Source organism: Agrobacterium sp. CCNWLW32 (assembly GCF_037083425.1).
GTDB lineage: Bacteria > Pseudomonadota > Alphaproteobacteria > Rhizobiales > Rhizobiaceae > Agrobacterium > Agrobacterium radiobacter.
This window is the reverse complement of record NZ_JBAOJM010000005.1, coordinates 1-13,483: the sequence shown is the minus strand read 5'-3', so window position 1 is coordinate 13,483 and position 13,483 is coordinate 1. Positions and strand designations below refer to the sequence as shown.

The following is a 13,483-nucleotide window of genomic DNA, read 5'->3' as shown; positions in this document are numbered from 1 at the left end:
TCAGGGCTTCCAGCGCAGGAAATTGGAAATCAGGGCAAGGCCGAGCGTCTGGCTTTTTTCCGGGTGGAACTGCGCGCCCGCCATATTGTCGCGACCGACGAAAGCCGTCATCGCGCCACCGTAGTTGGTGGTGGCGATGACATCCGTCGAGTGCTTTGCCGACAGATGATAGGAATGCACGAAATAGGCGTGCAACCCATCCGCTCCGGTCTTGATGCCGTCGAAAAGCGGGTGAGCGTGGCGGATTTCCAGCGTGTTCCAGCCGATCTGCGGGATTTTGAGGCTGGGGTCGGACGGCGTCATTTCCACGACGTCACCCTCAATCCAGCCGAGTCCGGTACTGACAGTCTTTTCGAGCCCGCGCGAGGACATCAGCTGCATGCCGACGCAGATGCCGAGGAAGGGGTGCGCTTTTTTCTCGACGGCTTCGATGAGCGCCTCATGCATGCCGGGAACGGCTTCGAGACCCGCCCGGCAATCCGCATAGGCGCCGACGCCCGGCAGGACGATGCGGTCTGCCGAGGCGACGTGATCCGGCTTGTCGGTCAGGTCGATGGTTGCATTGATGCCGGCTTCGCGGGCGGCACGCTCGAAAGCTTTGGTGGCCGAACGCAGATTGCCCGAACCGTAGTCGATGATCGCGACACGCATGTCAGCGCCTTCCATTCAAGTCGAAAAGAAACGATCCGGCGGGATCGTTGACGAAATTTCTGCCGCCTCTGTTTTGCGGCGAAGGAGACCAGACCGGCTGGGACAGCTGCTCCGCCGTTTCGGCGTCTTCGGAGAGACCGGAGAAATATATGTCTTCGGCGCTCGAAAGATCAGGGGCGGAAACGACTGACGTCAGCTTCCAGCCTTTGCGGATCAGGTGCCGGACGAGAAAATTGCGTCCCTCCAGCGCCGTGATGATCCCGATTGCGAAACCGCAGAGAAGGCCAACTGGTTCGAAGCCGGCTAATATTGAGATCTGGCCGGCCAGGATGAGCGCGATGATGATGACGGCCGTCGCCAGCCAGAGCCGGTTGATGGCGAGCCAAAGCCAGGGCGCAATCAGGGCCAGCCACACAAAACGGTCTGCAATGAAGCGGGTCGTCTTGTGGTCCCTGTCCGGCCCGTTGGGGGCTTCCAGAACGAGATAGCTTGTCATGGGCTTCCTGACAGCTTTGGCGTCAGGCCAGCATGCCCTTTGTCGAGGGAACGCGGCCTGCCTGCCGGGGGTCGATTTCGGTTGCCGTGCGAAGAACGCGGGCAACGGCCTTAAAGCATGTTTCGGCGATATGATGGTTGTTGGCGCCGTAATGGTTCAGGATATGCAGCGTGATGCCGGCATTCTGGGCGAGCGCCTGAAAGAATTCGCGCACCAGCTCGGTATCGAAGGTGCCGATCTTCGGTGCGGAAAAATTGACGTTCCAGACGAGAAAGGGCCGGCCGGAAATATCGACGGCGGCCTTGGTCATCGTCTCGTCCATGGCAAGATCGAGCGAGGCATAACGGGTAATGCCGCGCCGGTCGCCCAGCGCCTTGGCAATCGCCTGGCCGATGGCAATACCGGTATCTTCCACGGTGTGATGGTCATCGATATGCAGGTCGCCCTTGACCTCGATCTCCATGTCTATCAGCGAATGGCGGCTCAGCTGGTCCAGCATATGGTCGAAAAATCCCACGCCGGTGGAAATTGTCGACTTGCCGGTGCCGTCGATATCCACGCGCACCGAAACCGCGGTTTCGTTGGTCTTGCGGATAATCTCGCCTTTACGTTCTGCCATTTTGGCCGCTCCGTGAAAATGTTGCCGTTCCTTATCAGCACGGGACACAAATATCCAGTTGTTCCATCGTCTTGCATGACACGCCGAAAACGGTGCGTCGCCGCGAAGATTGCAATCGTGAAAAGCAAACTTACATAGAAACCGAGAAGGGCCGCATCCGGCCCGTTAACCCCAGGCCCGGCAGGGCAGACAGGTGTTTGATGACAACAATTATTACAGTCAGAAAGGGCGGCAAGGTCGTCATGGCTGGCGATGGCCAGGTGAGCCTTGGCCAGACGGTCATGAAGGGCAATGCCCGTAAGGTTCGCCGTATCGGCAAGGGTGAAGTGATTGCCGGTTTTGCCGGTGCGACGGCGGATGCCTTCACGCTGCTCGACCGTCTTGAGAAGAAACTCGAGCAATATCCGGGGCAGCTCATGCGCGCAGCCGTCGAGCTTGCGAAGGACTGGCGGACGGATAAATATCTGCGCAACCTCGAAGCAATGATGCTGGTGGCCGATAAAACCACCACGCTTGCCATCACCGGTAATGGCGATGTGCTGGAACCGGAACACGGCGCGATCGCCATCGGTTCCGGCGGCAATTACGCCTTTGCGGCGGCCCGCGCCATGATGGACACAGACAAGTCCGCCGAAGAGGTGGCGCGCCAGTCGCTCGATATTGCAGCCGATATCTGCGTTTATACCAACCACAATCTCGTCGTCGAAACCCTCGACGCTGAGTAAGCTCAATTTCTCACCAATGGGTCCTGTGGGCCGGGCCTGGATGGCCGGCCGGAGCAGGAAAGCCGAGAGGATAGAATGACAACTTTTTCTCCCCGGGAAATCGTCTCGGAACTCGACCGCTTCATCATCGGCCAGCATGAAGCCAAGCGTGCGGTCGCGATTGCGCTGCGTAATCGCTGGCGCCGCCAGCAGCTCGATGAGAGCCTGCGCGACGAAGTCATGCCCAAGAATATTCTGATGATCGGACCGACAGGTGTCGGCAAGACGGAGATTTCGCGCCGTCTCGCCAAGCTTGCCGGCGCCCCCTTTATCAAGGTCGAAGCCACGAAGTTCACCGAAGTCGGCTATGTTGGCCGCGATGTCGAACAGATCATCCGCGATCTGGTCGAGATCGGCATTGGCCTCGTGCGTGAAAAGAAACGCGCAGAAGTGCAGGCCAAGGCGCATCAGAGCGCCGAGGAACGGGTGCTCGATGCGCTGGTGGGATCCACGGCATCGCCCGGCACGCGTGAAAGCTTCCGCAAGAAGTTGCGTGATGGCGAGCTGGACGACAAGGAAATCGACATCGAGGTGGCGGATAGCGGCTCGGGCATGCCCGGTTTCGAAATTCCTGGCATGCCGGGCGCCAATATCGGCGTTCTCAACCTGTCGGAAATGTTCGGCAAGGCCATGGGCGGACGCACCAAGAAGGTGCGCACGACGGTATCAAAATCCTATGCCGATCTCATCCGCGATGAATCCGACAAGCTGCTCGACAATGAAATGATCCAGCGCGAAGCGGTGAAATCGGTCGAAAATGACGGCATCGTTTTCCTCGACGAGATCGACAAGATCGCCGCCCGCGATGGCGGCATGGGCGCGGGCGTCTCGCGTGAAGGCGTGCAGCGCGACCTGCTGCCGCTGGTCGAAGGCACCACAGTCTCGACGAAATATGGCCCTGTCAAAACCGACCACGTCCTGTTCATCGCATCGGGCGCGTTCCATGTGGCGAAGCCTTCGGATCTTCTGCCGGAACTTCAGGGTCGCCTGCCGATCCGCGTCGAGCTGAAGCCGCTGACGAAGGAGGATTTCCGCCGTATCCTGACGGAAACGGAAGCAAGCCTTATCCGCCAGTACAAGGCGCTGATGGCGACGGAAGAACTGGATCTCGATTTCACCGATGACGCAATCGATGCTCTGGCCGATGTGGCCGTTCATCTCAATTCGTCGGTCGAGAACATCGGTGCGCGTCGCCTGCAGACGGTGATGGAGCGTGTTCTGGACGAGATTTCCTTCAACGCGCCGGATCGCGGAGGCTCCGCCATCAAGATCGACCAGGAATATGTCAAAAAACATGTGGGCGATCTCGCCGCCGACACGGATTTGTCGCGCTATATTCTCTGAAGACTTCGGGGATCCGAGAAAGAAGAGTGCGGCCATATTTGCCGCACTCTTTTATTTTATCCGCCTTGTCTCGCATTCAGCCCGCATTTTGTTTATGGGAAGGGCTGCATTCCGGTTGGAACCGCTTTAGTGGAATGATCCGGTTTTCCCAGCGTATTTCGCTGGCGGAAACCGCAGGCTTGAGAAAAGGCATTCGCTCGTGCGCAAAACTCTTCTGGCATTTGCCGCTGCTTTGGCGGTCACCGTCACCGCGTCTTCTTACGTCGAAGCCGCGACGGTCGTTCCGCCGGGCAATCGCAATGCCGAACAGCCGGGTGTTCCCGGCGCTTCCGCAAAAAGAACCAAGGCGTCCAACACGTCTTTCGAGCGCAAATACCAGAAGGTCATCGAGCTTTTGTCTTCCGACAAGGCCCTGATCGCCAAGATCAAGTCGACGGCCGGGCGCTACGGCATCGATCCGATCCATATGATCGGCGCGATCGTCGGCGAACATACCTATAATGTCGACGCTTATGACCGGCTGCAGTCCTATTACGTCAAGGCCGCCTCCTATGCCGGCGGCAGCTTCCGTTTCGGCTACAAGGACGAAACCATCGCGCAGTTTCTGACGCATTCGCAATTTGCCAAATGCCAGTCGAAAAAGGATTCCTACAGCCTCTGGAATTGCCGTGAAGATGTCTGGGACGACAGTTTCCGTGGTAAGACCGTCGATGGCGTGGCCTATCCGAACAACCGTTTCAGCGCCGTATTCTTCCAGCCCTTTTATGCCGGCCAGACTTTTGGCCTCGGCCAGATCAACCCGCTGACGGCGCTGATGTTGTCCGACATGGTGTCGAGAACCTCCGGTTACGAGAGGCTGGATGAAAACGATGCCACAGCGGTCTATACGGCGATCATGGACCCGGACCGGTCACTCGCCTTCATGGCCGCCTCCATCCGCAAGTCTATCGATGATTACCGGTCGATTGCCGACATGGATATTTCGAAAAATCCGGGTGTGACCTCCACGCTTTATAATGTCGGCGGATCGCAGCAGCGTGCCGCCGCCCTTGCCCAGAAGAACCGGCAGCGCGCCTCGGGCGGGGAACAGCCGCTGTTACCGGAAGAAAACTACTACGGCTGGCTGGTGAACGACCGCCTCAAGGATCTGCAGGCGCTTTTGTAGAAAAAGACGACTATCGGCCCCATTGTTTCCAAAACGGAAATAATATTTGGCTGACTGCCGCAATTGACGAGCGCCCGTCTCCGCGTCCAATCTGTATCTCCAGAATAGAGGAGGCGCATGTGAGCCGCACGAATAAATTCGGTCTTTCCATCGATGACAGGCTTTATGCCTTTCTGACTGACGACGTCCTGCCAGGCACAGGTCTGGACAGTGAGGCGTTCTTCGAAGGTTTTTCGACCATTGTTCACGAGCTTTCTCCGAAGAACCGTGAATTGCTGGCAAAGCGCGACGCCCTGCAGGAAAAACTGGATGGCTGGTATCGGCAGAATGGCGCTCCGGTAGATTTTGATACCTATGAGGGATTTCTGAAGGAAATCGGCTATCTGCTGCCGGAAGGTCCTGGCTTCAAGGTGGAAACCAGCAACGTCGACCCTGAAATTGCTGCCGTTGCCGGCCCGCAGCTCGTCGTTCCGGTTATGAATGCACGTTATGCACTGAATGCCGCGAATGCCCGCTGGGGTTCGCTTTACGACGCACTTTACGGCACGGATGCCATTTCCGATGCTGACGGTGCGGAAAAGGGCAGGGGCTATAACCCCGGGCGCGGCGAGAAGGTCATCGCCTGGGCGCGAAACTTCCTCAATGAATCCGCGCCGCTGGAAACGGGAAGCTGGTCCGATGTGACCGGTTTCGAGATCGAAAATGGCCTGTTGCAGCTTGCCATCGGCGACGCCAAGACTGGCCTCAAGGATGCAGCCCAGTTCAAGGGTTTCAGCGGCGAAGCAGCAAGGCCTGCAACGATCCTTCTTGGCAAGAACGGTCTGCACACCGAGATTGTCATCGATCCCACGACCGAAATCGGCAAGAGCGACAAGGCGGGCATCTCCGATGTCATTCTTGAATCGGCGCTGACGACCATCATGGATTGTGAGGATTCGGTTGCCGCCGTCGACGCCGAGGATAAGGTGCTGGTTTACGGCAACTGGCTTGGCCTGATGCGCGGCGACCTGACGGAGGAGGTTTCGAAGGGCGGCAAGACCTTCACCCGCAGCCTCAATCCGGATCGCTATTACACGGCTCCCGATGGCGCGGCGCTGACGCTGCCGGGCCGTTCCCTGATGCTGGTGCGCAATGTCGGTCATCTCATGACCAATCCGGCGATCCTCGACAGGGACGGCCGCGAGGTGCCTGAGGGCATCATGGATGCCGTCGTCACGGCGCTGATCGCTCTTTATGATGTCGGTCCGTCCGGGCGTCGTCAGAATTCCCGCGCCGGCTCGATGTATGTGGTCAAGCCGAAGATGCACGGGCCGGAGGAAGTGGCCTTCGCCAACGAAATCTTCAGCCGGGTCGAAAAGCTTGTCGGCATGGCGCCGAACACCATGAAAATGGGCATCATGGATGAGGAGCGTCGTACCACGATCAACCTCAAGGAAAGCATTCGCGCCGCGAAGGATCGTGTCGTTTTCATCAATACGGGCTTCCTCGACCGCACCGGTGACGAAATCCACACCTCGATGGAAGCGGGTCCGATGATCCGCAAGGGCGACATGAAGCAGGCGGCATGGATCGCCGCTTACGAGAACTGGAACGTTGATATCGGCCTCGAATGCGGCCTTTCCGGCCATGCGCAGATCGGCAAGGGCATGTGGGCCATGCCGGATCTGATGGCGGCGATGTTGGAGCAGAAGATCGCGCATCCGAAGGCCGGCGCCAACACGGCCTGGGTGCCGTCACCGACCGCAGCGACGCTGCATGCCACGCATTATCACAAGGTCGATGTCGCCGCCGTCCAGGAAGGACTGAAAAGCCGCGGCCGCGCGAAGCTTTCCGATATCCTGTCCGTGCCGGTCGCGCCGCGTCCCAACTGGGCGCCGGAAGAAATCCAGCGTGAACTCGACAACAATGCGCAGGGTATTCTCGGCTATGTCGTGCGCTGGGTCGATCAGGGCGTCGGCTGCTCCAAGGTGCCTGATATCAACAATATCGGGCTGATGGAGGACCGCGCCACGCTGCGCATCTCCGCGCAGCATATGGCGAACTGGCTGCGCCATGGCGTGGTGACAGAGGAACAGATCGTCGAGACCATGAAGCGCATGGCCGCCGTGGTCGATACGCAGAATGCCGACGATCCGGCCTATCTGCCGATGGCATCCGATTTCGACGGATCGGTGGCATTTCAGGCGGCTGTCGAACTGGTGCTGAAGGGCCGCGAACAGCCGAATGGTTACACCGAACCGGTTCTGCACCGTCGTCGTCTGGAACTGAAGGCCAAACAGGCGGCCTGACACCGTCAGCAGTCCTGAGAAACAAAAAAGCCGCCGGGGGAAATCCACGGCGGCTTTTTCTTGTCCGGTATCTGATCTTTATTGGATCACGACGACTTTCGTGCTGCGGCCGGGGCGGACGCGGCTGTATAGGTCGATGACGTCCTGGTTGATCATGCGGATGCAGCCGGAAGAGGCGGCGGTGCCGATCGAGGCCCATTCGGGCGAACCATGGATGCGGAACAGCGTGTCCTGTCCCTTTTCGTTGAAGAGATACATGGCGCGCGCGCCGAGCGGGTTGGAAAGGCCCGGTCCCATGCCGGCCTCGACATATTTGGCCACTTCCGGCTTACGGTCCGCCATTTCCTTCGGCGGATGCCACATCGGCCATTCCTGCTTCCAGGCGACATAGGCTTCACCGGCCCAGGCGAAACCCGCCTTGCCGACGCCGATGCCGTAACGAACCGCACGGTTGCCGGAGAGGATGTAATAGAGGTAACGCTCGCGCGTGTTGACGATGATGGTGCCGGCGCGTTCGGATGTCTGGAATTCGACAATCTGACGGCGATACTTCTCGTTGACACGGTTGATCGGAATGGCCGGCAGCGCATAGCCCGCATCGGTCACGGCACCGTAAACATCGTTGAAGATCTGGACCGTTTCGACCTTCGCCGGAACGGGGTCAGCAACCGGAACAGACGCTGCGATCTTGCCGGAGGTCGGAGCGGAGGATTGGGAGGTAGTTTCGGCGCAGCCGGCCAGAGCCAGTGCTGCCGTCAGACCGAGTAAGGTCAATGGGGTGCGGATGCGCATGTCGTTCTCGCGGAAAATTCGCCAAATTGTGCGAAGGAGTAGGCTTAATTGGATAAATCGGTTATTTTCCATTCAGCCGCTCTTGGCAAGCCGTTGCGCCGCCGCGAGACGGTTGTGCCTTTAAAATTGCCGGTTGATTGCCTTTTTGCAACAATAGGCCAAACGCTTCAGCAGCCTTTATCCATGACTATTCTTTCCGTTACCAACAATAATCCGTTAATCGACGGCCGCCAGTCGGACAAGGCGATGCTGGTGCGTCGCGGCGTTCAGGTGCTTCTGCACGAAATGCGCCATTCGGTGCTGCCGGAGCTGCCGCTTGCAAGCGGGCGACGGGCCGATCTCATCAGTCTGTCGGTCAAGGGTGAAATCTGGATCATCGAAATCAAATCCTCCATCGAGGATTTCCGTGTCGATCGCAAATGGCCGGAATATCGCCTGCATTGCGATCGGCTGTTCTTCGCCACCCACCCGGAGGTTCCGACCGACATATTCCCGGAGGAATGCGGGCTGATCCTCTCGGATGGATATGGTGCCCATATGCTGCGCGATGCGCCGGAACATAAATTGCCGCCGGCGACCCGCAAATCGGTGATGCTGGATTTCTCGAGAACCGCCGCGACCCGGTTGATGCTGGCAGAATGGACAACCGGGCGCAGCTTTGGCGAATAAGTATCGTTACTTTGGGGCGCGTTTCGCGAGAATGCGCTGCAAGGTGCGCCGATGCATATTGAGCCGGCGTGCCGTTTCCGAAACGTTGCGCTCGCACATTTCATAGACACGCTGAATATGCTCCCACCGAACCCGGTCTGCCGACATGGGGTTTTCGGGAACTTCGGTCTTTTCACCCTTGCGCTGCGTCAGCGCATTGAAGACATCGTCCGCATCGGCGGGCTTGGCCAGATAGTCCAGCGCCCCGAGTTTTACGGCGGTAACGGCGGTTGCAATATTGCCGTAGCCGGTCAGAACGACGATCTGCGTATCGTCCCGGTTCTGCCTGATCGCCTCGATGACTTCCAGACCATTGCCATCCGCAAGCCTCAGATCGACCACCGCATACTTCGGCGGCGCAGCCCTGGAACGGGCTATACCGTCACTCACCGTCTCGGCCGTATCGACGGCAAAGCCGCGTGTTTCCATTGCCCGGGCAAGCCGGCGCAAAAACGGGCCGTCATCATCGACGATCAGCAGCGATCTGTCGGGCCCGATCGGATCGCCGTCGTCCGTTGGCGCGCTGGTGGAGTTGTTCTGGTCTTCTGTCTTCATGTTTGCGGCCTTCCGGCAACTTCGTCGGCTTTGTTTTCTTCTTCTTATCGCCGCTTCAACGTGGATGGTAAAGTCAACGGTTTCTTTTATCGTCCATAAGTGCTCGAGGCCAGACGATTGTGACCCTTGCTCCCTTTTCGCTTGTGCCGCGATTTTCAAAAGTGACACTGGCGCCGGAGCGCTCCAGCAGGGTCTTGGCGATGAAAAGCCCGAGCCCGAGCCCGCCCGCCCGTGTGTCGTTGTGACGTTCGGTCACATAGGGCTCGCCGATGCGGGCAAGCACATCATGGGCATAACCCGGCCCGTCGTCTTCAATGATGACGGCGACGTTCTGCTGATCGTAATCCACCGTTACGGTGACCTTTTCCCGCGCATAATCCACGCCGTTTTCAATGAGGTTGCCAAGACCGTAGATGATACCGGCATTGCGGATACCGACCGGCTCGTCGGCGCGATTGTTCTTTTCAACGAGTTCGAGGCGGATGCCGAATTCCCGGTGCGGCGCCATCACCTCCTCGATCAGCGAGGAGAGCGGCAGGCGGCGCATATGTTCTTCGTTGTCGGTGGAAAGAGAGGTGAGCCGGCGCAGAATATCGCGGCATCTTTCGCTCTGGCTGCGCAGCAGCGCTATGTCTTCGCCAAATTTTTCGTCGTTTCCTAATTCCCGCTCCATCTCTTTCGCAACGACGCTGATGGTTGCGAGCGGCGTGCCAAGCTCATGTGCCGCGGCCGCCGCCAACCCATCCAGCTGTGAGAGATGTTTTTCCCGCTCCAGCACCAGTTCGGTTGCAGCCAGCGCATCCGCCAGCTGGTTTGCCTCATGCGAAACGCGATAGGCATAAAAGGCCGCAAACGAGGTCGTGGCGATGATGGCGACCCAGGTGCCGACATGCAGCAGAAGCTGGATCGGCAAAACCTCGCCGGGATACCACGGAACCGGAAAGGGAGAAAAAGCGATCGCTGTCGAGCAGATGACGGCAAAGGCAAGAAGAATAAGCGAGTGCCGAAGCGGCTGTGAGGCAAACGCAATGATGACCTGCACGCAGATCAGCGGCGCGAACGGATTGGAGAGACCACCCGTGATGTAGATAAGCGCCGTCAATTGCAGCAGGTCGAAGGCCAGCAGCAATGTCGCTTCCCAGGGCTCCAGCCGATAGGTTGAGGGAAAACGGGCGGTGAGAAACAGGTTGGCGAGCGCCAGTGCCGCAATCAATAGGCCGCAGGCCAGAAGCGGCAGGGGGAAATTGAGCCCGAAGGCGACAAACAGGATTGTCGCCGTCTGTCCGGCGACCGCCAGCCAGCGCAGCCAGACAATGGTCTGCAGCCTTATCCTGCGGCTGGCGCGGCCAAGCCTCGTGGTTTCGATCGAATGGCCAGCCACTTTCGTCTCCTTTACCCTCTTTATCGTCATCACGTTCCGCGCGATTTTGCACGGCTGGTCGGCAGGGCCGATGCCGGGTCCTCCGGCCATGGATGGCGTGGATAACGTCCGCGCATATCCGCCCGCACGTCCTTCCAGGATCCCGCCCAGAAACCGGGAAGATCGCGTGTCGTCTGTATCGGCCTGTGTGCCGGCGAGGTCAATTCCAGGAGCAGCGGCAACCGCCCCTGCGCAATCGATGGGTGAGCCCTCAGTCCGAAAAGCTCCTGCACACGAATGGAAAGCGTCGGTTCGCTGGCATCGTAACGGATGGGGTGCCGCTGGCCCGTCGGTGCTTCGAAATGCGTGGGCGCCAGCCTGCCGAGGTCGCGCCCTACCTCATGCGGCACCAGGGACAGAATCCCGTCGGAAAGGCTGCCGGGCCGGATGTCCTGCAGGCTGCGCGCGCCGTTCTGAAAAGGGACGAACCATTCGTCCAGCCGCGAAAGCAAGGCCTCGTCGCTGACATCAGGCCAGGGGTCGCCGATACTGGCGTTCAGAAAGCCGATTCTGTCGCGCAGCTGCAGCGTCTCTTTCGAAAACGGAAGAATGTCGATGCCGAATTCCCTGATACCATTGGCGAGCGCCTGGGCCGCCTGTTCACCCTCGGGGCGGGGCAGGGGTGTTTCGTCGAGGATGATGGCGCCAAGCCGCGTCACCCTTCGCGCACGCGCCTGGCCGCTCGCCTTGTCGAAAAGCAGCTGGTCCTGCTGAACGATGAGGTGCGGCATCCGCTCTTCTATATCGGTCCTTTCTATGCCCGCTGCCGCAAGGATGCGCGGTTGCGCCGCCCGTCCGGTAATATCGGCCACGACAAGCATTTTGCTCGCCGCCAGACGCTCGGTCTCGGCAAGCTCCGCACCCCGCCCATTAGCCATTACATAACGTCCGCGCGCGCCACGCTGGAGTGCGATCCTGTCCGGATAGGCGTGCAGCAGCAGTGGACCGGCCTCACTCGGCAATTCGGCTGTCGCCGTTTTGTCGCCGATCGCATCGAACAGCCTCGATGCCAGCTTCCGCGCCGCCAGCGCCCTTTCGCTCTTGTCGGAAAGAAAGCGTCGCAGCCGTTCATCGAGATCGATGTCGTTTCCGCCGAGCCCCTGTTCCGTCAGCATGACGGCGAGCATCGCCGCCTTTTTCCCCGCACCCTCGCTTGCCGCCGCAATCACCATGGCTGCCAGCCGCGGCGGCAGCGAGAGGCCGCGCATCAGACGACCGCGCTGCGTCAGTGCGCCGCCTTTGTCGAGCGCGCCCAGATTTTTGAGAAGCGCCACCGATTCTTTAAGTGCGGCTTCGGGGGGCATATCCAGAAAAGCAAGAGAAGACGGGTCCTGAACCCCCCAATGGGCGAGATCGAGCGCAAGGCCGGCGAGATCGCTCGCCAGAATTTGCGGTGGCGTAAAGGCGTTGAGCGCCGCCGTTTGTCCCTGATGCCACAGGCGGATCGCAACACCGGGTTCCGTTCGCCCGGCGCGCCCCGCCCGCTGGTCGGCGGAAGCGCGCGACACCCGCACCGTCTCGAGCCTCGTGATTCCCGTTGCCGGTTCGAAGACGGGCAGTCGCTGTAATCCGCTGTCGATCACCACACGCACGCCATCGATCGTAATGGATGTTTCGGCAATCGAGGTGGCCAGCACGATCTTGCGCCGTCCGGCCGGTGCCGGCTTTATCGCTGCATCCTGCTCCTTCTGCGAAAGGTTTCCGTAAAGGGGGATGATATCCGTATCATCGGGAAAACGCCCCTCCAGCCGCGCGGCCGTTCGGGTAATTTCCGCCTGTCCCGGCAGAAAAGCGAGGATGGAGCCGGTTTCCGACCCATGGGCTTCGGTAATCGCCTTGGTGACTTTTTCTTCAACCGGTACGCCCTGCCAACGATCATCATAGCGGACGTCGATGGGAAACGTCCGCCCAAGGCTCTGAATGACCGGGGCATCTGCCATGAGCGCGCTGATGCGTTCGACATCGAGAGTGGCGGACATGACGAGGATTCGCAGATCGTCTCGCAACCCACCCTGCACGTCCAGTGCAAGCGCCAGTCCGAAATCGCCGTCGAGCGAACGTTCATGGAACTCGTCGAAAATCACAGTCGAAACGCCGGCAAGTTCCGGATCGTCCAGAACCATGCGGGCAAACACGCCTTCGGTCACCACCTCTATCCGGGTTTTCGAGGTAATGCGATTGTCGAGCCGCATGCGGTAGCCGACGGTTTGCCCGACTTCCTCGCGAAGCAGCTCAGCCATGCGCCCGGCCGCGGCCCGGGCGGCAAGCCGGCGCGGTTCGAGAAGAATGATCTTGCCGTCACCCCGCCAGTCCTGCTGCAAAAGATGAAGCGGCACCAGCGTCGTTTTACCCGCGCCCGGAGGGGCTGAAAGAACTGCGCGCTTCGCCCCGGCCAGGGCCTCGGCGATATCGCCCAGAACGGCACTGACGGGAAGTTCGGGCAATTCAGTCTTCATAGGGACGGACGTTCTGGTCATGCAAACAGGCCTGCGGCGATTGGGGTGCGTTTAAGCGTCTTATATGCCGTTTCTAATGCACGACCCTGCGCTTTGACAGCCGTATGTAAGGATAAGGCAAATGCTCCGCCGGCAAAATTGCGGTTCCCGGCGCGCTATTTGCAATGAGGCATGGAGGGGAGACATCCGGCCTGTGGTGAAACGTCTGAAGATTCCGTCCCCCTA

Annotated in this window: 12 protein-coding genes; 5 read left to right on the top strand and 7 right to left on the bottom strand. The window is 59.5% G+C overall.

The features are described 5' to 3' along the window. Genes hisH through hisB form a run of 3 tightly spaced genes read right to left on the bottom strand, consistent with a single transcriptional unit; the run spans position 1 to position 1,766 of the window. Positions 1–651 carry an imidazole glycerol phosphate synthase subunit HisH gene (gene hisH, locus V6R85_RS12880; protein WP_003505386.1) on the bottom strand — a complete coding sequence of 217 codons (651 nt, stop codon included), beginning with the start codon at positions 649–651 and terminating at the stop codon, positions 1–3. Between the two features lies 1 nt (position 652). Further along, positions 653–1,147 carry a DUF2628 domain-containing protein gene (locus V6R85_RS12875; RefSeq protein ID WP_020808748.1) on the bottom strand — a complete coding sequence of 165 codons (495 nt, stop codon included), beginning with the start codon at positions 1,145–1,147 and terminating at the stop codon, positions 653–655. A gap of 22 nt (positions 1,148–1,169) precedes the next feature. Continuing rightward, entirely contained in the window at positions 1,170–1,766 is a 597-nt protein-coding gene (hisB, locus tag V6R85_RS12870; protein ID WP_020010670.1) for an imidazoleglycerol-phosphate dehydratase HisB, read from the bottom strand. Between the two features lie 200 nt (positions 1,767–1,966). Here hisB and hslV point away from each other — a divergent pair, with 200 nt between their 5' ends. From hslV to V6R85_RS12850, 4 genes are all read left to right on the top strand, one after another. Then, positions 1,967–2,491, top strand: a complete 525-nt coding sequence (gene hslV / locus V6R85_RS12865; protein ID WP_003505389.1) for an ATP-dependent protease subunit HslV — start codon at positions 1,967–1,969, stop codon at positions 2,489–2,491. A gap of 75 nt (positions 2,492–2,566) precedes the next feature. Next, positions 2,567–3,874 carry an ATP-dependent protease ATPase subunit HslU gene (gene hslU, locus V6R85_RS12860; protein WP_020010668.1) on the top strand — a complete coding sequence of 436 codons (1,308 nt, stop codon included), beginning with the start codon at positions 2,567–2,569 and terminating at the stop codon, positions 3,872–3,874. 199 nt (positions 3,875–4,073) lie between these two features. Further along, a complete protein-coding gene (locus tag V6R85_RS12855; RefSeq protein WP_003505391.1) occupies positions 4,074–5,039 on the top strand; it encodes a DUF1402 family protein in 966 nt (321 codons plus the stop codon). Between the two features lie 119 nt (positions 5,040–5,158). Next, entirely contained in the window at positions 5,159–7,327 is a 2,169-nt protein-coding gene (locus tag V6R85_RS12850) for a malate synthase G (protein ID WP_162695545.1), read from the top strand. 78 nt (positions 7,328–7,405) lie between these two features. Here the strand turns inward: V6R85_RS12850 and V6R85_RS12845 are convergent, their stop codons facing one another. Continuing rightward, positions 7,406–8,119 carry a L,D-transpeptidase gene (locus tag V6R85_RS12845; protein ID WP_003505393.1) on the bottom strand — a complete coding sequence of 238 codons (714 nt, stop codon included), beginning with the start codon at positions 8,117–8,119 and terminating at the stop codon, positions 7,406–7,408. A 183-nt stretch (positions 8,120–8,302) separates the two neighbouring features. Here V6R85_RS12845 and V6R85_RS12840 point away from each other — a divergent pair, with 183 nt between their 5' ends. Then, a complete protein-coding gene (locus V6R85_RS12840) occupies positions 8,303–8,788 on the top strand; it encodes an MmcB family DNA repair protein (RefSeq protein ID WP_004444350.1) in 486 nt (161 codons plus the stop codon). Between the two features lie 6 nt (positions 8,789–8,794). Here the strand turns inward: V6R85_RS12840 and V6R85_RS12835 are convergent, their stop codons facing one another. The 3 genes from V6R85_RS12835 to hrpB all read right to left on the bottom strand — a co-directional run bounded on the left by V6R85_RS12835 (position 8,795) and on the right by hrpB (position 13,258). Further along, a complete protein-coding gene (locus tag V6R85_RS12835; protein WP_111792806.1) occupies positions 8,795–9,382 on the bottom strand; it encodes an ActR/PrrA/RegA family redox response regulator transcription factor in 588 nt (195 codons plus the stop codon). Positions 9,383–9,455: 73 nt separating this feature from the next. Next, a complete protein-coding gene (gene actS, locus V6R85_RS12830; protein WP_112958694.1) occupies positions 9,456–10,763 on the bottom strand; it encodes a two-component system sensor histidine kinase ActS in 1,308 nt (435 codons plus the stop codon). Positions 10,764–10,792: 29 nt separating this feature from the next. After that, on the bottom strand, positions 10,793–13,258 hold the full coding sequence (gene hrpB, locus V6R85_RS12825) for an ATP-dependent helicase HrpB (RefSeq protein ID WP_162695611.1): 2,466 nt from the start codon (positions 13,256–13,258) through the stop codon (positions 10,793–10,795). Between the last annotated feature and the right edge of the window lie 225 nt (positions 13,259–13,483).

Excerpts from the sequence above, each read along its gene's own strand:
- hslU (WP_020010668.1), top strand. The coding sequence starts at position 2,567 with ATGACAACTTTTTCTCCCCGGGAAATCGTCTCGGAACTCGACCGCTTC.
- hisH (WP_003505386.1), bottom strand. The coding sequence starts at position 651 with ATGCGTGTCGCGATCATCGACTACGGTTCGGGCAATCTGCGTTCGGCC.
- V6R85_RS12875 (WP_020808748.1), bottom strand. The coding sequence starts at position 1,147 with ATGACAAGCTATCTCGTTCTGGAAGCCCCCAACGGGCCGGACAGGGAC.
- hrpB (WP_162695611.1), bottom strand. The coding sequence starts at position 13,258 with ATGAAGACTGAATTGCCCGAACTTCCCGTCAGTGCCGTTCTGGGCGAT.
- hslV (WP_003505389.1), top strand. The coding sequence starts at position 1,967 with ATGACAACAATTATTACAGTCAGAAAGGGCGGCAAGGTCGTCATGGCT.
- hisB (WP_020010670.1), bottom strand. The coding sequence starts at position 1,766 with ATGGCAGAACGTAAAGGCGAGATTATCCGCAAGACCAACGAAACCGCG.
- V6R85_RS12840 (WP_004444350.1), top strand. The coding sequence starts at position 8,303 with ATGACTATTCTTTCCGTTACCAACAATAATCCGTTAATCGACGGCCGC.
- V6R85_RS12835 (WP_111792806.1), bottom strand. The coding sequence starts at position 9,382 with ATGAAGACAGAAGACCAGAACAACTCCACCAGCGCGCCAACGGACGAC.
- V6R85_RS12845 (WP_003505393.1), bottom strand. The coding sequence starts at position 8,119 with ATGCGCATCCGCACCCCATTGACCTTACTCGGTCTGACGGCAGCACTG.